At 77.6% G+C, this 18,711-nt stretch carries 8 protein-coding genes and 1 pseudogene; 3 read left to right on the top strand and 6 right to left on the bottom strand.

Features of this window, described 5'->3' with window-relative positions:
- Positions 1-161 precede the first annotated feature (161 nt).
- From fxsT to ACFWPI_RS27615, 3 genes are read left to right on the top strand one after another with little or no spacing between them, the layout of a single operon-like run.
- The gene (gene fxsT / locus ACFWPI_RS27625) at positions 162-6,848 is read left to right on the top strand and encodes an FxSxx-COOH system tetratricopeptide repeat protein (RefSeq protein WP_380425106.1); all 6,687 of its coding nucleotides are present in this window, start codon (positions 162-164) and stop codon (positions 6,846-6,848) included.
- A 4-nt stretch (positions 6,849-6,852) separates the two neighbouring features.
- Positions 6,853-8,109: a CHAT domain-containing protein gene (locus ACFWPI_RS27620; RefSeq protein WP_063345885.1), complete on the top strand. Its 1,257-nt coding sequence runs from the start codon at positions 6,853-6,855 to the stop codon at positions 8,107-8,109.
- Positions 8,106-9,134, top strand: coding sequence for a hypothetical protein (locus ACFWPI_RS27615; RefSeq protein WP_363376373.1), 1,029 nt, complete (start codon positions 8,106-8,108; stop codon positions 9,132-9,134). Before ACFWPI_RS27620 ends, ACFWPI_RS27615 begins: the two co-directional genes overlap by 4 nt.
- 80 nt (positions 9,135-9,214) lie before the next feature.
- Here the strand turns inward: ACFWPI_RS27615 and ACFWPI_RS27610 are convergent, their stop codons facing one another.
- The 6 genes and pseudogenes from ACFWPI_RS27610 to ACFWPI_RS27585 all read right to left on the bottom strand — a co-directional run bounded on the left by ACFWPI_RS27610 (position 9,215) and on the right by ACFWPI_RS27585 (position 18,543).
- On the bottom strand, positions 9,215-9,745 hold the full coding sequence (locus ACFWPI_RS27610) for a SagB family peptide dehydrogenase (protein WP_380373643.1): 531 nt from the start codon (positions 9,743-9,745) through the stop codon (positions 9,215-9,217).
- A gap of 329 nt (positions 9,746-10,074) precedes the next feature.
- Positions 10,075-10,875, bottom strand: a pseudogene (locus tag ACFWPI_RS27605) (thiopeptide-type bacteriocin biosynthesis protein); the annotation flags it as partial.
- 28 nt (positions 10,876-10,903) lie between these two features.
- The gene (locus ACFWPI_RS27600) at positions 10,904-12,808 is read right to left on the bottom strand and encodes a TOMM precursor leader peptide-binding protein (protein ID WP_380373640.1); all 1,905 of its coding nucleotides are present in this window, start codon (positions 12,806-12,808) and stop codon (positions 10,904-10,906) included.
- Positions 12,805-14,571, bottom strand: coding sequence for a hypothetical protein (locus ACFWPI_RS27595; RefSeq protein WP_380425103.1), 1,767 nt, complete (start codon positions 14,569-14,571; stop codon positions 12,805-12,807). The genes ACFWPI_RS27600 and ACFWPI_RS27595 overlap by 4 nt, the downstream gene beginning before the upstream one ends.
- Positions 14,568-15,731 (bottom strand): hypothetical protein, encoded by a 1,164-nt coding sequence (locus ACFWPI_RS27590; RefSeq protein WP_380380973.1) that lies wholly within the window; start codon positions 15,729-15,731, stop codon positions 14,568-14,570. Before ACFWPI_RS27590 ends, ACFWPI_RS27595 begins: the two co-directional genes overlap by 4 nt.
- A gap of 94 nt (positions 15,732-15,825) precedes the next feature.
- Complete coding sequence (locus tag ACFWPI_RS27585) at positions 15,826-18,543, bottom strand: lantibiotic dehydratase (RefSeq protein ID WP_380380975.1); 2,718 nt, start codon at positions 18,541-18,543, stop codon at positions 15,826-15,828.
- Between the last annotated feature and the right edge of the window lie 168 nt (positions 18,544-18,711).

Raw genomic sequence — 18,711 nt, 5'->3', positions numbered from 1 at the left:
GGTGGGGGCGGTATGCATGATCATCCGGGTACGCTACCGTCCGGTACCGACAGTGGTGCGCCCGGCTCCGGGTGACCGGCGGAATCCGGTGACACGGCGCCCGCCCGCGACTACGGTGGGCGGGCGGAACCGTACGTGGGGGTGAGGGCGCCGAAGTGTTGATGTCCAGGACGACGCATGTCCGGCCCGAGGGCGGCCTGCCCGACCACGAGGCCTTCGACCAGCGCCGCCGCCCGGTCTCACCCGCCACCGCCGGGAACCCGCATGCCGAGCAGCGGGCGGCCGTGCTGCCGCCCGAGGCGGCGCGGGCCGCGCTGACCGTCGAGGCGAGCGCCCCCACTCCCAACCTGCCGCCCCGCGCCGCGGACCGACTCGTGGGCCGCGACGGCGCGTTGCGGGCGATCGCCGAGGCGCTGTCGGACGGCGACGGCAGCGGGCTGGTCACCCAGGCCACCACGCTGCACGGCCTCGGCGGGGTCGGCAAGACCACCCTCGCGCTGCACTACGCCTACGCCGAGGCCACGCACTACCGGCTGATCTGGTGGATCACCGCCGAGTCCGAGGAGCAGCTCGCCGAGGCCTTCGCCGACCTCGCCGTCCACCTCCACCCCACCTGGGCCCTCACCGCCCCGCCCGGCCAGCAGGTCGAGTGGGCGCTCGCCTGGCTGCGCGCCCACGACCGCTGGCTGCTCGTCTACGACAACGCCGAGGACCCGGTCCATCTCACCCCCTATCTCGGCCGCCTGCTCGGCCGCGGCCACCAGTTGGTCACCAGCCGCCGCGCCGGCGGCTGGCACCCCGGCATCCGCCCGGTGCGGATCGACGTCCTCGACGCCCCCGAGGCCACCCGGCTGCTCTGCGGCGCCGCCTACCCCGGGGCGCGGGCCGAACAGGCCGAGGTGCTCGCCCTCGCCGACGAACTCGGCCATCTCCCGCTCGCCCTCGCCCAGGCCGGCGCCTACGTGCAGCAGACCGGCACGACCTTCGCCGCCTACCGCGAGCTGCTGCGCACCAGCAGCCCGGCCGGCCCTGACTCCGACTCCGGCTCCGGCTCCGACTCCGGTACCGGCTCCGGCGCGGTGGCCACCGTCTCCCGGCTCTGGCACACCACCCTGCGCACCGTCCAGGCCACCACCCCGTTCGCCGTCGAGCTGCTGCGCACGCTCGCCTGGTACGCCCCCGAGGCGCTGCCGCGCGAAGCCCTGACGCCCTTCGGCGCGCGCCGCCCGGCCGAGGTCGACTCCGCGCTGCGGCTGCTCGCCGACTACAACCTGATCACCCTCGGCGACACCGTCACCGTGCACCGCCTGCTCCAGGGCGTGCTGCGCCGTTCCGACGGCGCCCGCCCGCTGCGCCGGCGCGCCGAACAGCAGCTCGCCGAGGCCGCCGCCCGGCTCTGGCCGACCGCCGGGCCCCGGCTGCGCCGGGCGCTGCTGCCGCACATCCGCGAGCTGGCCGCCGGCGGCCCGTCCGAGCAGCCCACCCCGCAGACCGTCGCGCTGTACCGGCTGGCCGCCGGCGAGCTGACCGACCGGGCCCAGCGGGTGTTCGCCATCCCGCTGGTCACCGCGATGGCCGACGACCAGACCCGCCTGCTGGGCGCCGACCACCCCGACACCCTGGCCACCCGGGGCCGGCTCGCCGAACTCCACGCCCGGGCCGGCGATCCGGCCCGGGCCGTCGCGCTCTGCCGGGCGGTGGTGGCCGACCGCACCCGCCTCCAGGGCCACGACCACCCGGCCACCCTCGCCGACCGCAGCACCCTCGCCCACGCCTACCGCAAGGCGGGTGAACACCGCTGCGCCGTCGAGGAGTTCCGCGCGGTGGCGGCCGACCGGGCGCGGGTGCTCGGCGCCGACAGCCGGGAGACCCTCACCAGCCGCGCGGGCCTGGCCTACGCCCTCCAGGTGGCCGGTCAACACCAGGCGGCGGTGGCGGAGTTCGAGCGGCTGCTGGCCGACGCCGGCCGGGTCCTGGACGACCCCGACCACCCGGACATCCTGGCCCACCGCAACGGGCTCGCGTACGCCCAACTCACCGCCGGCCAGCACCGGTTGGCCATCACCCTGTACGAGCAGGCGGTGGCCGACCGGGCCCGGGTGCTCGGCGCCGACCACCCCGACACCCTGACCAGCCGCGACTGGCTCGCGGCCGCCCACGTCGTCGCGGGAGACCACCGGGCCGCGGTCGCCGGGTACGAGGCGCTGGTCGCCGACCACGTCCGGGTGCAGGGGCCGGACCATCCGCAGACCCTCTTCGCACGCGGCCGACTGGCGACGGCCTACTGCGAGGCCGGGCACCCGGCTTCGGCGGTCGCCCGGTTCACCGATCTGGTCCGCGACTACACCCGCGTCCTCGGGCCCGACCACCCCCACACCCTGGACGTGCGCAGCGGTCTCGCCCACGCCCACCGCGAGGCGGGCCAACTCCGGACGGCGGTGGACGAACACCGGGCGCTGGTCCGCAGCCGCTCCCGCGTCCAGGGGGCGGACCACCCCGGCACCCTGGAGGAGCGCAGCGACCTCGCCTACGCGCTGCGCGTCGCGGGCCGGACCGACCATGAACTGGCCGAGTTCGAAGACCTGGTGGCCCACCGCGCCCGCATCCAGGGCCCGGACCACCCGGACACCCTGGACGAACGGTCCAACCTCACCCGCACCCTGCTGCTGGCCGGGCGCCCCCGCGCGGCGCTCGCCGAATGCCGACGGCTCCTCGCCGACCGCGAGCGGGTCCACGGCCCCGACCACCACGAGACCTTCGAGGCCCGGCTGAGCCTGGCCCGGGCCCTCGGCGACGCCGGCGACCACCGGCACGCGGCGGAGCTGTGCGACCGACTCGTCGCCGACCGGCTGCGGGTGCTCGGCGCCGACCACCCCGCCGTCCTCCACACCCGCGGCTGGCAGGCCTGGCTGCACGGCGCGGCGGAGCACCACCGGCAGGCCGTGGAACTGCGCACACGGCTGGTGGCCGACTACGACCGGGTCCACGGCCCCGACCACCCGCAGACCCTCAACGCCCGCACCGGCCTGGCCTACGCCCTCCAGTGCGCGGGGCGGATCCGGGAGGCACTCGCCGAACGCGAACGGGTGCTGGCCGACCTGACCCTGACGCTCGGCGCCGGGCACCCCACCACCCTCAGCGCCCGCCTCCAGCTGGCGCGGACCCACGACGAGAGCGGCGACCACCCGCGCGCCGTGGAGCTGTACGCGGAACTGGTCGCCGACTGCGTCCTGCTGTACGGCGAGGAGCACCCCCGCACCCTCAGCGCCCGGTGGTGGCTCGCCTCCGCGCACGGGGACGCCGGGGAGCACCGGCGCGCGGCGGAACTGTACGAAGCGCTGGCGGCCGACCGCGCCCGGCTCCAGGGCCCCGACCACCCGGAGACGCTCAACACCCGCTGGTGGCACGCCGACAGCTGCCGGGAGGCGGGCGACCACCGACAGGCCGTCACGCTGTCCGAAGCCCTGGTGGCCGACCACGCCCGCGTCCACGGACCGGAACACCCCGACACCCTGGGCGCCCGTCTGGCGCTGGCGCAGGCACTCACCGCCGCCGGCCGGCACCGCCGGGCGCTGGAGCTCCACCAGGAGCTCGTCGCGGACCGGGCCCGGCTCCAGGGCCCCGACCACCCGGACACCCTCAACGCCCGCTGGTGGCTGGCACACGACTGCCAGCAGGCCGGCGAGCACCGCCGCGCGGTGGAGCTGTACGACGCGCTGGCGGCCGACCGCAGCCGGATCCTCGGCGCCGACCACCCCCAGACCCTCACCGCCCGCTGGTGGCAGGCGAACGGCCACCAGCGGGCCGGCCACCACCGCCGCGCGGTGGAGCTGTTCGACGCACTGGTGACCGACGACACCCGGATCCGCGGTGCCGACCACCCCGAGACCCTGGCCACGCGCGCCGGACTGGCCTGGGCCACCTCCGCCGCGAAGGACCACCGCCGCGCCATCGCCCGCTACGAGGCCCTGGCCGCCGACCGCACCCGGCTCCACGGCGCCGACCACCCGCTGGCCCTGGACGCCCGCGGCTCCCTGGCCTGGGCGCACGGCGAGGCGGGCGAGCACCGCCGCGCCGCAGAGCTGCACTCCGCGCTGGTGGCCGACCGCACCCGGCTCCAGGGCCCCGACCACCCCGAGACCCTCGACACCCGGCGCTCGCAGGCGGCGGGCCACCGCGAGGTCGGCGAACTCGACCGCGCCCTGGAGCTGTACGAGGCACTGGTCGCGGACCTGGCCCGGGTCCTGGGCGCCGACCACCCCACCACCCTGGACACCCGGCTCGGCCTGGCCCGGACCTGCCGCGACGCGGCCGAGCACGACCGCTCGGTGGACCTGTTCCGGGCCCTGGTCGCCGACTACGAACGGGTGCTCGGACCGGACCACCCCGACACCCTCGACGCGCGGCTCGGCCTCGCGCGGTCGGTGGTGGCGGCGGGCGACCACCCCGCCGCCGCCGAGCTGTACACGGCGCTGCTGGCCGACCAGGAGCGGGCGCAGGGCCCGGACCACCCGGACACGCTCACCACCCGGTGGTGGCAGGCCGCCGCCCACCGCGACGCGGACGACCAGCGCCGCGCGGCCGAGGCCTTCGGCGCCGTCGCCGCCGACCGGGCCCGGGTGCTCGGCGCCGACCACCCGGACACCCTCAACGCCCGCTGGTGGCAGGCCTCCTCGTACCGCGCGGGCTACGACCTCCAACGCGCGCTCGACCTGGCCGCGCCCCTGGTCGCCGACACCGAGCGGGTGCTCGGACCGGACCACCCCGACGCCCTCGGCGCCCGGTTCCTGCTGGCCTGGACGTACCGGTCGGGCGGCGACCACCGCCCCGCGACGGAACTCGACGAGGCGCTGCTGCGGGACCGGATCCGGCTCCAGGGCCCGGACCACCCCGGCACCCTCGCCTGTCGCGGCAGCCTCGCCCAGGACCGCCGACTCGCGGGCCTCCTGCACCAGGCCGAGGCCGAACGGGAGGCACTGGCCGCCGACCGTGCGCGCATCCACGGCCCCGACCACCCGGACACCCTCCACCAGCTCTCCCAACTCGCCGAGGCCGTCCTCGCCACCGGCGAACTCGACCGCGCCACAGCCCTGTTCACCGAGCTGATCGCCCACCGGAGCCGGGTCCAGGGCGCGGACCACCCGGACACCCTCGGCGAGCGCTCCAGCCTCGCCTCCACCCACGCCCGCGCCGGCCGGCAGCGGCAGGAGATCGTCGAACGGCTGATGCTGCTCGCCGACCACGAGCGCGTACACGGCCAGGACCACCCCGACGCCCTCACCGCGCGCGCCGACCTCGCCCACGCCCACCGCCGCCGCTGGGAGCACGACCGCGCCGACGCGCTCTACCGCGCCCTGCTGGCCGACCGCACCCGGATCCTCGGTGCCGAACACCCCGGCGCCCTCGACTCCCTCAACGCCCTCGACACCCTCGACGCTCTCGACGACCGGGACAGCATCGCGCTCAACCTCGTCGAGGCCGGCCGGTACGCGGAGGGCGCCGACTGCTACCGGGAGGTGCTGGCCGCCGTCGAATCGGCCCTCGGTCCGGAGCACCTCCTCGCCCACGCCGTGCGGTACGGCCTCGCCCAGGCCCTGGTGCTCGCCGGGGACCACGCCGGCGCGATCGCCGAACTGTCGCCCCTGACGCCGGACTGGACCCGACCCGCCGGCCCCGCCCTGCCCGGCCTCGTCCGGTCCGGGTGCGTCCTCGCCCTCGCCCGCCACCTCAACGGGGAGCACGACGCGGCGGTGCGCCTGGCCGCCACCCTCGCCGCCTGCGCGGACGACGCCCTCGGCAGCACCGACGACGCCACCCTCACCGCCCGCGAGGCCCACGCGCTGCTGCTGGCCTGCGGCCCGCGGCCGCTGCGCGCCGTCGTCCGGCTGGAGGAACTCGCCGAGGAGTGCGCCGCGAGCCACGGCCCCCGCAACTCCCTCACCCTGAGCATCCGCCAGAGCCTCGCCCACGCGCGGCTGCGGGCCGGCGACGCCGTCGGGGCGGTGCGGGTGTACGAAGGCATCGTCGCCGACCGGATCCCGGCCGGGGCACTGCTGACCGGGCACCGGCAGGCCGACGACGTCGCCGTCAGCCTCGGCACCCTGCGCCCCGGGCTGCTCCCGGTGTTCCCCACGCTGGCCGTCGGCCTGGCCGCCGCGCTCGCCGCGAGCGGGCGCCGGGACGCCGCCCAGGGCCTGCTGGCGGCCGTCCACACCGCGCGCCGGACCCTGATGGGCCCCGGCCATCCGCTGGCGGTGGAGAGCCGGACGGCCCTGGCCCGACTCGACGGCGGCGCAGCCGAGTCGCCGGCCCGACTCGACGGCGGCGGGCCGCAGTCGCTGCCGGCCGCACCCGTCCGCGCGGAGCTCGGCCCGGAACCGTCCGAGCCGGCCGCGCTGATCCGGCGCTCGCGCGGGTCGCGGCACCGCCCCCCGGCGCCCGCGCCGGCCAGGACGGCCTGGCGGCCCCGGCTCACCCTGCTCGACGAGCCGGCGGTGGGAGCCACCGTGCACCTGGAACTGCGGCTGGAACCCGAGGTGCCGCAGACCGACCCCGGCGCGCTGCCGGGCCTGCGCCTGGTGGCCGTCGCCGCCTCGGACGCCGTGCTCGATCCGCCCGTCGCCGACTACAGCCCCGCCGGGGAGCCCGTCCGCTTCGCGCTGACCCCGTCCGTGCCGGGGCCGCACACCGTCCGGATCACCGTCTACGACCGGGGGCACGGCGCCGTGCTCCAGGACCTGTGCGCCGTCGTCGACGTCCCGCCCGTCGCGCAAGCCGCCACCGTCGCCGCCCAAGCCGTCACCTCTCAAGCCATCACCGTCGCCGACATCGCCCAGGACGAGGAGTAATCGCGTGGCCCGGGACCTCCTCGTCGAGATCCGCCAGAACCCCTCCGCCGACTTCACCCGGCTCCCCCGGCAGCAGGCGCCGGACGCCCCGCAGGCCAAGGAGCCGGCCCCGCTGGACCTCGTGGTCTCGCTGCGCCGCCACCGCGACGACCTGTTCGTCTCCGCCTTCCGGCCCGGCGAGCGCACGCCCTGGTCCCGCCCCCACCGCGCGGAGCTGAAGGTGTCCGCCCCCGCCCTGCTCGCCCGGGCCTCCCGGCTGCGGACCGTCTGGCGCGACCGCCTGGTCCAGTACGACCCGGAGCCGATCGGCGGCTACCCCTTCGCCCAGGCCGTCGACTTCAACCGGCTGGCCGGCGTCGCCGAGCGGCAGGTCGCCGAACTGGCCGAGGAGGGACGGTACTTCCTGGAGGTGATGCTCGACGGGCCGGAGCGCGAGCTCACCGTCTTCCGCGAGTACCTCACCCGGACGCTCACCGAGCACGGCTCGCTGCGGATCAGCTTCGACTCCGACCTCCACCTGCCCTGGCCGATGCTCGCCGTCGACGGCGGCCACGCCGACCCGTGGGCGGACTTCCTCGGCCACCGCCACCAGGTCGAGCAGACCGGCGCCGGCTACCCGCCGATCCAGCCGCCGTACCCGGCCCGCACCAGGCCCGTCACCAGCCTCAACACCGACGACCAGCTCACCGACGTCGGCCGGGCCCCCGAGGTCCGCAAGCTGCTGGAGGACCGCTCCCAGCTGACCGTGCGCACCGAGTCCGAGCCGCTGCTCAAGGCGCTGTCCTCCGCCGTGCTGGACGAGGACGTCATGTACTTCTGGTGCCACGGCCAGTTCGTCGCCGGCGACTCCCCGTACGAGCAGCTCGCCGTCCGGCTCTCCGACGACCGCCAGATCGACGCCGACCTGGTGCGCCGCCACCGCCGCCGGCACGCCGAGGCGCCGGACGCCATGTTCCGGCCGTTCGTGCTGCTGAACGCGTGCCACACCGGGCAGTCCACGGCCGCCGAACTGGAGCACCTCGGCCGGGCGCTGGTCGACCTCGGCGCCAACGGCGTGCTCGGCCCGCAGATCGAGATCCCGCAGGTCTTCGCCGCCGAGTACGCCTTCGCCTTCCTCGACCTCTACCTGACCGGGGAGTTCACGGCGGGCGAGATCACCCAGCAGCTGGTCCGGCGGTTCGCCCGCGAGTACCGCAACCCGCTGGCGCTCACCTACTCCCTGCACTGCGGCCTCGACAGCATCCTGGAGCTGACCCCGTGACGGCGCCCACGCCCATCGCCACCGCCACCGTCGACCTGGACGAGGAGGGCCGGCTGCTCGTCCCCGGCACCCGCACGCCGGTGCCCGAGGCCCGGATCGCCCAACACCTCGCCCGGCACCTGCGCATCCCCCCGCGGGCGACCGACGTCTACGTCTACGTCCACGGCTGGCAGACCAGCCCCGCCGCCGCCGACCGCTCGGCCGCCGCCCTGCTCACCGAGGCCGCCGCCCTGCACCGGTCCGCGCCGACCGCCTACCCCGGGCTGACCAGGGGGTTCCGCCCGTGGTGCGTGGTGGTGCGCTGGCCGTCCTCCAGCCTGCCGTCGCCGGCCGGCTACCGCCGGATCCGGGCCCGGGCGCACGCCATGAGCGCCCAGGGGCAGGCCGGGCGCGTCCTGGGCCACCTGCTCGGCTACCTGGACGCCGACCGCGGCGACCCGGCCTCGCCCCGCGTCCTGGCCAACCGCAACGGCCAGTACCTGCACCTGGTCGGCCACTCCTTCGGCGGCCGCTTCCTCTGCGAGGCCGTCCAGTACGCGGCCGACCGGCCCGCCGGGCCGCCGGTGCTGGGCTGGAGCCGGCCGGGCGACCCCACCCGGCCGTTCACCGTCGACAGCGCGCTGGTCTTCCAGATGGCCGCGCCCCGCGACGCCTTCACCCACCTCTTCCCCCGGCTGTTCCTCGGCCCCGGCCGCCCCGGCGCCCCGCTGCGCGGCCCGCTGGTGCTCACCCACTCCCGCTGGGACCGCGCCACCGGCTTCTGGCACCTGCGCGCCGAGGGCCGCCCGGGCATCGGCCACTCCGGCACCGGCGTCGCCCCCGTCCCCCAGTTCAGCACCCGGCTGCGCCCCACCGCCTCCCCGTACCCGCGCACCGAGTTGGACCACCCGATCGTCAACATCGACGCCGCCCGGGTCTACCGCGGCGGCCTGGCCACCCGCCTCAACCCGGCAGGCGCCCACTCCGACTTCCACCACCCCGAATCCGCCCACCTGCTGCTCAGCCTCGCCGCCCACTCACGCTGACCGCCCGGGCCCCCGGCCCGGGGCGGGCCCGGCAACTCCCGCCGGGCGCCCGAGGCCGCGCGTTGATCCGACGCGAGGTGTCAGACCCGCCCCAGCGGCAGGAGGTACTGCACGGGCTCGTCCAGGTCGTCCAGGCCGAGGAGTTCGTGGGCGAGGTCGTCGTGGACCCCGCCGAGGGGAATCGTGCCGAGGCCGAAGGCCGTGGCGGCGAGCAGCAGGTTCTGGGTCAGGTGGCCGGCCTCCAGCAGGCCCAGGCGCAGCGCCCGCAGGCCGTAGCGGCTGCGCAGCAGGGCGAGGTCGACGTAGACCGCGAGGACCGCGGGGGCCTCGTCGATGCCGACGGCGTCCGGATCCGCGGCCGGGCGGGAGAGGTAGGAGGAGAGGGCCTTGAGGTCGTCGAGGGCGGGGGCCGGGCCGATCGGGCGCAGCGCGCGGCGCTCCGGCAGGCACTGGTAGGTGCCGGCGGGCAGGCCGTCCACGGCGAGGGCGAGCAGGCGCAGACGGACGCTGTACAGCGCGCCCGCGCTCGGGTACGGGCGGTGGGCGGGGTCGGTGCCGTCGGCGATCGGCCGGCGCAGTTCCGGGCCCGGTGCGCACGCGGACCAGAGCACCCGCCGAGGGTGGCGGCAGTGAGCGGGCCGGTCAGCGGGCCGCGGGCGGAGCGACGGGTGCCCAGGACCTCGGCGAGGGTGAGCTCCGGCAGGGGCTCGGCGGGCAGCCGGACGTCGTCGGGCTGTTCCTGCGGGGCCGGGCGGGGCGCCAGGTCGCGCAGCGCGGTGTCCTCGCTGCGGCCGATCTGGAACTTGCTGCGCTCCAGGTACTGGTAGTCGGGGGCGTGCCGGTCGGCGGGGAAGAAGGCGAACGGCCGGTCGGTCTCCAGCAGCGTGCGGGCGGCGAGCCGGCAGACCGCGCGCTCCTCGTCGGGACCGACGCCGAGGCGGTTGAACAGCATGTGCAGCTGGGAGGCCCAGGCCCAGGACAGCCGCTCGGCGGCCTCGGGCGGCGAGGCCGCGCGCATCCGGTCGGCCGCGGCCGCCACCTGCCCGGACCAGTCGGTCAGCCAAGGTGCGGCGGCGCCGGTGTCGAGTGCCTCGCGCAGGGCCCGGGCACGCCGGGCCAGCGCGTCCCGCTGCCGGGCGAACACCGTGTTGACCCTGGTGTGGACGGCCGCGCCGGGCAGCGGCCGGTACTCGGTGACCCAGCGCCAGGAGGCGGCGTGGCGGCGCAGCCAGCGGGCGGCGGAGAGGTCGTCGAGGCCGAGCGCGTGGGCGGTGGTGTGGGCGAGGTCGAGGGCGAGCGGCAGGCGGGCGGCGGTTGCGGAGGCGGCCCGCAGGGCACGGACGGCCGTGCGGGAGGAGTGGCCGAAGAGGTCCTCGGCGATCGGCAGCAGGGCCGGGCCTCCGTAGCGTTCGGTCTCGGGCCGGTAGGGCACCGCCGTCACCTCGCCGTGGCGGGGCGCCCAGGGGCCGGCGGGCGGGGTGCGGCGGGCGGCGAGGCGGGCGAGGTCGGCGGCGAGTCCTTCGGCCTGCTCCGGCGCGCCCGGGCCGTGGAAGCGGATCCGCAGGTGGGGGCCGCCCTCGCCGTAGCGGATGAAGAACCAGTCGGCGTCCGGGTCCGTCGTCAGCCCGTCCATCAGCGGGGCGAGGTCGTCGGTGACGAAGGCGTCGGCGTCCCGGGCGGTCAGGGGAAGCGCGAGGTGCAGGCTCTGCCAGTGGGTGGTCGGCCGGTGGTGGGTGGTCATCGGGTCCTCGGGGAGGGGGTCGGGGCCGTCACGGGAACGGGTGCGGGTGGAGGGCCAGGTCGTCGTGGTGCAGCGGGCGGGGGCTGCGGCCGAGCCGGTGCGGGACGGCCAGCAGGCGGGGCAGGCCGCGGGTGCGGCGGTTGACGTGCCCGAAGGTCATCGGGAGGGTCCCGGGGATGACGACCTTGGCGCAGTGCAGGCCGAGCCGTTCGCGGACCCCGGGCTCGTCCTGGGTGACCACCACGACGTCGAGGCCCTCCTCGGCGAGCCGGGCCACCGTCCGCTCCAGCAGCAGGGTCAGGTCGGTGACCGGCTCGGGGGCGCCGGGCCAGCGTTCGGGCCAGGGCACCGGGGGCGGGCCGGCGAAGAGGAAGTCCAGGCGGGGCTGCGCCTCGGGCAGGGTGTTGAGGCCGACGTGGTCCTCCAGGCCGACCACCAGCTCGGGGCGTTCCAGCATCGGCCGCAGCCGGTTCGGGTCGCGCGGCCCGCCCGGGGTGGCCGGGCGGTGCGCCGCCTCCTGCACGTTGGTGACCACTTCGGCGACGGCCGAGCGGATCGCCGCCCGCGGGTCGTGGTGGGCGCCGGCCGCCAGGAAGGTGCGCGGGGCGTCCGGGTGGCTCCCCCGGTAGCGGCAGAGGGCGATCACGGCGGGAACGCCGAGGTCGTTGGTGGCGTCGAGCAGGGTGAGCCGGTAGCCGAGCAGGCGCGCGCGGTCGGCGAGGTCGGCGACGGCCGGATCCTCGACGGGGACGGCGACGCCGGGCAGCGGGGTCCGCGCGTACCAGGCCATCAGGAAGGCGTCCCGCTCGGCGACCTCGAACAGCCCGTAGAGGGCGGCCTCCTGGGGGCTGTTGCCGAGCCCGCAGCCGTTCGAGGACTCGTAGACCACCCTGGGACGGTCCCGGTCCGGGAGCTCCCAGTAGGCGACGTGCTCCGGCACGGCGAGCGGGCGCGCGTGGGTGAGGGACCAGCCGTGGACCCAGTCCAGCACGAGGTCGGGGGTGTACGGGACGGTGGCCCGGTTCGGGTGCCCGTGGTGCGCGGGATCGGGCAGCCCCAGCCGGACGGGGTCGAGGACGGCCTCGGGCCCCAGGTCGCGCGCGAGGTCGCCGTAGGAGCCCCGCAGGACGGTCCTGCGGCCGAGCGGCCGCATGCCCGCGAAGCGCTCGACGCTCTCGAACAGCGCCACCCGCTCGCTGGACCGGAAGTCCACGGCCCGCCCGTAGCCGCCGTCGTCGAGCAGCCGGCCGTCGGTGACCCAGGCGGTGGTGAGGGCGAACGCCGAGTCCTCGGTGCGGAACAGGCGCCGGACCGGGCCGAAACGCTCGTCGTACAGCTCGGCGCGCAGCCGGTCGTTGGCCCTGCCGTCGGTGCCCGTCAGGTCGTTCGCGCCGCGCAGCACGGCCGGATCGGGCAGCGGGCGGGGTGTCAGGGGCAGCCGGGCGGCGGCGGGCGAGTCGGCGGGCAGCGGGCGGCAGACCGGGCAGCCGCCGACCGGGCGGACCAGGTGGGTGGACCAGGTGGCGCGGTCGCCGTGGACGAGGTGGACGGTGGCGTGCGGCCCGGACTCCGCCCGGTCGGCGGCGAGGTCGGCGGCGAGCGCGGCGACCGCCTCGGTGAAGGCCGGGGTGCCGGTGCCCGCGAGCGCCAGTGCGGGGCTGTGCCAGGGCACCCGGCCGCCCGCGGTGGCCAGGCGCTGGTACTCGGTGCAGCTCAGACAGGCCGACGCCCCCGGCTCCAGGACCGGCCCGACGACCGTCAGCGCGCCGTCCTCCCGTACCGGCACCAGTCGCACCGGGTGCTCCAGCGCGTGGCGGCTGAGTCGGGCGGCCAGGTCGAGGGTCCAGCTGGTGAGGTGGACGACGGCGGTGCCGCTCGTGGTCGCCAGCGCCCGCTCGGGGTCGAGGACCGGCAGGTCGGTGGCGGTGGTCATGGGTGGCCTCCGGTGGTCACGAGAACCGTGAAACCGCAGCCGTCCAGGGCGTTCGCCAGGGGGCGGGCGGCGGCGGTGGCAGGCTGCCAGGGGTCGGCGCGCAGCCCGGTCAGGTGGCCCAGGGAGTCCCGCAACGCCGGCTCCCGGCCCGCGAGTTCGGCGATCCAGCGGTCCGTCCAGCCCTCGTCCGTCCAGCCCGGGTCCGTCCAGCCTGGCTCCGGGCGGCCTGGGTCCGGGCGGCCGGGCGGCTGCCGCCGGGCGGCGAGCGGGGCGGCGGCGCCGGTGAAGATGGTGTGGTGGGCGGCGGACAGGCCGTGGCCGGCGGCCATGAGGCGGGTCAGGGCGGACAGGGCGGCGACGGCGACCGCGTCGGCGGGGGTGGCCTCGACGGCCCGGCCGAGGACGGTACCGGCGGTGGCCACGACGGCCAGGAAGGCCTGCTCGTCGGCCAGTTGGCCGAGTTCCAGCTCGGGAGCGTGGCCGAGGCGCCGGGCCAGCGCCGCCCACCAGTGCGCCGCCTGGGGGTGCTCCCGCCAGGCAGCCCACGCGAGGGGGCGGCCCTCGGACGGACGGGCTTGGGCCGCGCGACGCAGGGCCCGGCCGAGTGCGTGGTCCGGGTCGGCGCCCACGACCGGGGCGGTCGGGTCGAGTGCGGCCAGCCGGAGTTCGGCGGCCCGGCAGGCGGCGGCCAGCCGGGCCAGGTCCGTCCGGGCCGCACCGGCCACCAGGGTTCCGGCGGGTGTGCGGCAGGAGACCAGGGCCGCCGGCAGTTGCGGCAGGCCACCGGGCGAGGGCGCGTCGAGTACGCCGAGGCGCGGATCGCCGAGTGCGGTGACCCTGCGCAGGGCCTCGGCCAGTCCGTCGGGCGGCCCGGCGGTACGGCCCGGGCCCGCCGCCCACGGGTGGTAGTCGGCGCGCGGCGGGCGGGCCTCGGCCACCAGCACCGCCGGGCGGCCGACGAGCAGCCGCGGATCGCCGTCCGGATCGCCCGGGTCCGGCAGGCCGGCGACCGCGCAGAGCAGCCGCTGCGCCGTCGCGGCGGCGAGCAGGGCGGGGAGCGTCGCGGGTGGTGGACCCGCACCCGCCGGCGTGGCGTCCGCCCGCAGGCGGGCCGAGACGGCGGCGGCGTCCGCGCGGACGCGGGCCGGGTCGGCGGGCGCGGTCACGAAGCCGCCGTCCGCGTCGCACTGCATGGCGACCGCCACCGGCGGATCGCTCACGGCGGCCACCACCCGCCCGACGGGCAGGCCGGCCTCGGCGAGGACGGTCGGCTCCGCCCCGCCCCGGGCGAGGGCCCGCGCCACCGCCCGGGCACCCGGCCCGTCGGGGTCCGCGGCGGACACCACCGGGCGGGCCGCGGCCAGGGCCGCCGCGGCTGCCGCGGGCCGGGCGGCCACCGAGGCGGGCCACAGCGGGAGTTCGCGGCCATCGGGGCGGCCCGGCCGGTCGGCGCCGTCGGGGTGGTCAGCGCGGTCGGGGTGGTCTGCGTTCCCGGGGCGGCCCGGCTGGTCGACCAGCAGGTCGTACTCGCGCAGGCGTGCGGTCACCGTGGCGAGCGCCGCCTCCACCCGGGCCGGAACGGCTTCCGGGTGCCCGTCCGCCTCGGATCCCAGCCGGGCCTCCAGCAGCTTCCACAGGGCCGGCAGCGCCCGACTGCCCTCCAGGGTGAGGCTGGTGCCGCGCCCCCGCAGGTGCAGCCCGTCGCGCAGCGGCGTCACCGCCACGCCCGGGCGCAGCCGGGGACGGGGCTCCGGGGCCGTCACGCCGCCCCCTCGACCACGGCGATCACCTCGTCGACCCGGTCCCGCCACTGGTGCCCGGTGAGCTCCGGCACGCTGCGCACCACCAGATGGGCGGCGAGGTAGCGTTCCACCGGCCGGACGTCACAGATCGCGAGCAGCCTGTACAGGCCGTTGGTGCAGGCCCGGTAGATCAGGTAGTCGGGGCGGCTCCACATCGTGCCCGCCGGGTCCGACCGGTGCAGCAGCTGGTGGAACTCGCTGTAGACGGTACGCAGTTCGGGGTTCCACCGTTCGGCGGTGGCCCGGTCCCCGAGCGCGGCGGCGCGGTCCCGGTACTCCGACCGGTCGCCGCCGAGGTCGGCCCCGGCCGCCAGCAGTTCCTCCGCCCGGCGCCAGGCCGTCGCCGACCAGCGCGCCCAGTCCCGCTCCCAGCCCTTCGCCCCGCCGTCGACGATCCGGCCGACCAGTGCCGTGACGGCCCGGCCGCTCCCCTCCCAGTGCCGCTCGAACGCGTCCCGCAGCCGCCCGTCCGGATCCTCGTGGACGAGGAAGTCCTCCAGGTGCGAGAGGAAGGAGTAGTGACCGCCGATCAGCCCGTCCGGGTGGGCGGCCGCGTGCGCCGCCAGCGCCGCCGCCACCAGCTGGACCCTGGCCTGCGGCGTGTCGCCGTGCGCCCCGAGGAAGTCGCAGGCGGAGCCGACGGCGGGCAGTCCGAGTCGCAGCAGTTCGTCCCGCAGGGCCGCCGCGTCGGGCCCGAGCAGCGCGTCCAGGGAGGTCGCGGCCCCGGCCTCGACGGGCTCCACCCGGACGGTGTTGTCCGGCACCAGCGGACCGTAGGGCGGCGCGACCAGCTCGACCCGCCCGGCGACGGCCGCCTCCGCCAGCACCTGGGCGTCGGTCCGGTCCGCGACGGACGGATGGGCGGCCGTCCACGCCCGCAGCGCCGCCGCGGAACGCTCGGCCGCGGCGGCCACCCGGGCGGCCGGGCCGGACAGCCGCAGGCGCAGGTGCGGTCCGAACCGCCAGTGCCGCTCGACGTGCACGCCCAGGCCGTCCCCCGCCGCCTGCCGGGCCAACGGCAGCACGGCCTCGCGCAACGCCCGGGCTTTGGTGGGCTGGTAGTAGTACAGGACCACGTCACACGCCGTCACGGCCCGCGGGCCACCGGCCGGATCACTCATCGAACGCCTCCTCGACGCTGCACGGATGGACCTCTACGGATGGGCCTGCGCGGATGGGACTTCGTCTCCACTGCGGCCCCGGTGCGGCGGCCGCTCACCACTGGCTGCCGCCGGGCCCTGTCCGGGCGGTCACCCCACGCGTCGACCGGCCGCCCTCCCCACGCCCCGCCGGGACGGCGGTGGGCCGGGCAGGGCGGTACGTCTCGGCGACGAGTTCCACGGCCCCGGTCGGCCGGGGCCGGCCACCGAGCGCCGGCAGGGCCTCTTCGAGGACGACGCCGCGGGGGTGGCGGGTGAGCCATTTGGCGAGGTGGTGCAGGTGGAGGGGGTTGCCGAGGTCGACCGGCTGCGGTTTGGGAGCGCGCAGCCGGGCGATGAAGGCGTCGACGGCGTGACCCGCTGCGGGGCCGGCTGCGGGGCCGTCCGGCACGGGGTGCAGGAACAGCTGCTCGGGGAGGTCGAGGAGGGCCCGCCAGCGGGCGGCGGTGGCCGCGGGCACGTCGCCGGGGCCGGTCTCGGCGGCGAGGTCGGCGCGCAGGGCGTCGAGGACGGCCGCGGGCAGGTGCCAGCGGCGGCGGGCGAGGACGACGTGACCGTAGCGCAACCGGGGTGTGCGGGTGACGGTGCCGCCGGGAGCGGGCAGGGTGGTGCGGGGCAGCAGCGGGCGGAAGTCGACGATGCCGTTGGGGTGGTCGGCGAGGAGGGGTGCGAGCCGTTGCGGCAGCATGATCGGCGCGAGGAAGCCCAGGTAGAGCACGTCGAGGGCTTCACCGGTGGTGCGCAGCCGGAACCGGAGCTGATCGGTGGCGGGGTCGTGGACGAGGTCGAGGTCCGGTTCGGCGAGGTTGGTCCAGCGGCGGTCGGGGCCGATCTCGTCGGCGAGCAGCCGGGGGTGGAGGTTGGCGTTGAAGCCGCCGACCGGGCGGATCTGGGCGGCGCGGGGGCCGTCTCCGAGGCCGCGGCGGATCTGCCGGGCGACGTCGGCGGCCTGTGGCGTGCCGGCGTCGAGGAAGCGGCTGGTGAAGCGCCCCCAGCCGCCGTAGACGTGGTTGACGCACAACAGGCCGTCGGCGAGGTCGTGTTGGACGAACCAGGAGTAGCTGAGCGGCCGGGCGGCGGTCCAGTCCGGCAGGCGGGCGGCCAGGGCGCGGATCCGGTCGGTGGGCAGCAGCAGCTCGCCGTCGACCACGGGTGTGGCGGTGAACTCCTCCCGCAGGAGGCGCAGTTCCGGCGGTCCGGCGGTCCGTCCTGCGTCCGCCCAGGCTTCGCCGGCATCGGCGCCGAACTCCCACGGGGTGGCGCAGACGCCGCCGACGCCGTAGCGGGCGACGAAGCGGTCCCGGGCCGCCCGGCGCATCAGGTGGCCGAGGTCGAACAGCTCTGCCAGGGCGGTGAGTTCGCCGAGCGCGGCCCGGTCGGCGCCGTCCAGGTCGTGTCCGGTCGACCGCGGGCCGGGCTGGATCGGCCGGGCAGGCTCCAGCCGGGGCCGCGGCGGCGCTGCGGCGTGGACGTCCTCGGTGAGCACCGTGAGGGGCGCGGCGTCGGGCGGGACGGGCCGACCGGCGTCGGCGAGCAGCCGGCGCCAGTCGGCGGCGAGAGCGGCGAGCAGCGCCGGGCGCCGCTCCGCCCGGGTCGTATGGAACTGGGCTGTGTGATCGGCGAGTTGGTGGAGGCGTCGGCTCAGGTCGGCGTCCTCGGGCCACTGCCGCAGCCAGTCGCCGAGGCGTCGCAGCGGGTCCTGGTCCTGCGGATCGACGGGGTCGGCGGGCACGAGCAGCCGGGCGTCGAGGAGTTGTCCGACGAACCGGTGCACGGCCGGGTCGCCGTCGGCGCGGCCGAGGGCGGCGGTGAGGCGCTCGGTGAGCCGGGCCGGAGTGTCCGGGGTGTCGGAGAGCGCGCCGAGGAGCGCCAGTTCGGAGCGGGCCGCGAGTTCGACCTCCTCCTCGCGGGTGACCAGGTAGCGGCCGCCCGCGAACACCACCCGGGTGCGGGCGTAGCGGGCGCGGTCACCGTCGATCCGGGCGGCGCTGGCCATCCGGTGCGGCAGGGTGCGACTGCGACGGGGTTCGTCGAGCAGGGCCTGGACGAGGGCTCCGACCAGCGTCCGGTTCTCCTTGACGACCGCGCGCGGGGCGGTGTCGCCGCCCGCCGCCCAGCCGACGGCGGTGAACCAGGAGAGCGGGCTGGTCTTGCTGGTGGCCCGCAGGGCGTGGCGCAGCACCGCGGCCTCCTCCTTGCGCGCCCGGCCCCGCCGCTCTCCCGCCGCACCGCCGTCGCGCGCCGTGTTGCCGACCGCGCGCAGCAGGTCGGCGCTGGTGAGGGCGACGGCACGGGTGAACGCGGGTGAGCGGCAGAGTTCGGCGAGGGCGGCGCGTTCGGCGGCCAGTGCGGGCGCGACGGCGGCGGCGAGGTCGTCGAGCAGGCTGGTGCGCCGCGCGCGCAGCTCCAGCCACTCGGCGAGGCGCGGGGTTCGGGCGGGGAGGTCGGCGAGCCGGGCGAGCAGGGCGGCGCGCGGCGGGCGCCCGTTGTGCAGGTCGCGGCGCAAGGGGAGCACGACCTGCCGGTGGAACGCCTCGCCGTGGCCGGCGCGGCCGGCGTGGAGGTCGTCGCAGAGGGCGGGCCGCAGGGCGGCGTCCGCGGCTTCGACGGCGGTGAGCCGGGCCAGCAGGGCCCGGACGACGGCGGCCGGGGCCGACTGGGCGGGGCGGGCGAGGACGGTGGCGCGCACCAGGGTGTACGGCGCGGTGCTGACGGGTGGCGGCGCCGGGGCCTCCTGCGGCCGGGCGGGGTGGGTCAGGGCTCGGTGCGGCATGGCGGGCTCCCTCCGACGGACCCGTGGGGCGGACAGACCTGGGTGCTGCTCGTCTCGGCCGTGGGGGGGGGGGGGGCCGGCCGGGGGGGGGGGGGGGGGCGCCCCCCCCCCCGGGGGGCGGGCGCGCGCGGGGGCGGGGACGAGGGGGGGGCGGGCCGGCGGGGGGGC

Source organism: Kitasatospora sp. NPDC058492 (assembly GCF_042720685.1).
Classification (GTDB): Bacteria; Actinomycetota; Actinomycetes; order Streptomycetales; family Streptomycetaceae; genus Kitasatospora.
This window is presented reverse-complemented; position numbering and strand designations above follow the sequence as displayed.

Bases quoted from the DNA above. Each gene is read 5' to 3' on its own strand.
- ACFWPI_RS27590 (WP_380380973.1), bottom strand. From the start codon at position 15,731: ATGAGTGATCCGGCCGGTGGCCCGCGGGCCGTGACGGCGTGTGACGTG.
- ACFWPI_RS27600 (WP_380373640.1), bottom strand. From the start codon at position 12,808: ATGACCACCGCCACCGACCTGCCGGTCCTCGACCCCGAGCGGGCGCTG.
- fxsT (WP_380425106.1), top strand. From the start codon at position 162: ATGTCCAGGACGACGCATGTCCGGCCCGAGGGCGGCCTGCCCGACCAC.
- ACFWPI_RS27585 (WP_380380975.1), bottom strand. From the start codon at position 18,543: ATGCCGCACCGAGCCCTGACCCACCCCGCCCGGCCGCAGGAGGCCCCG.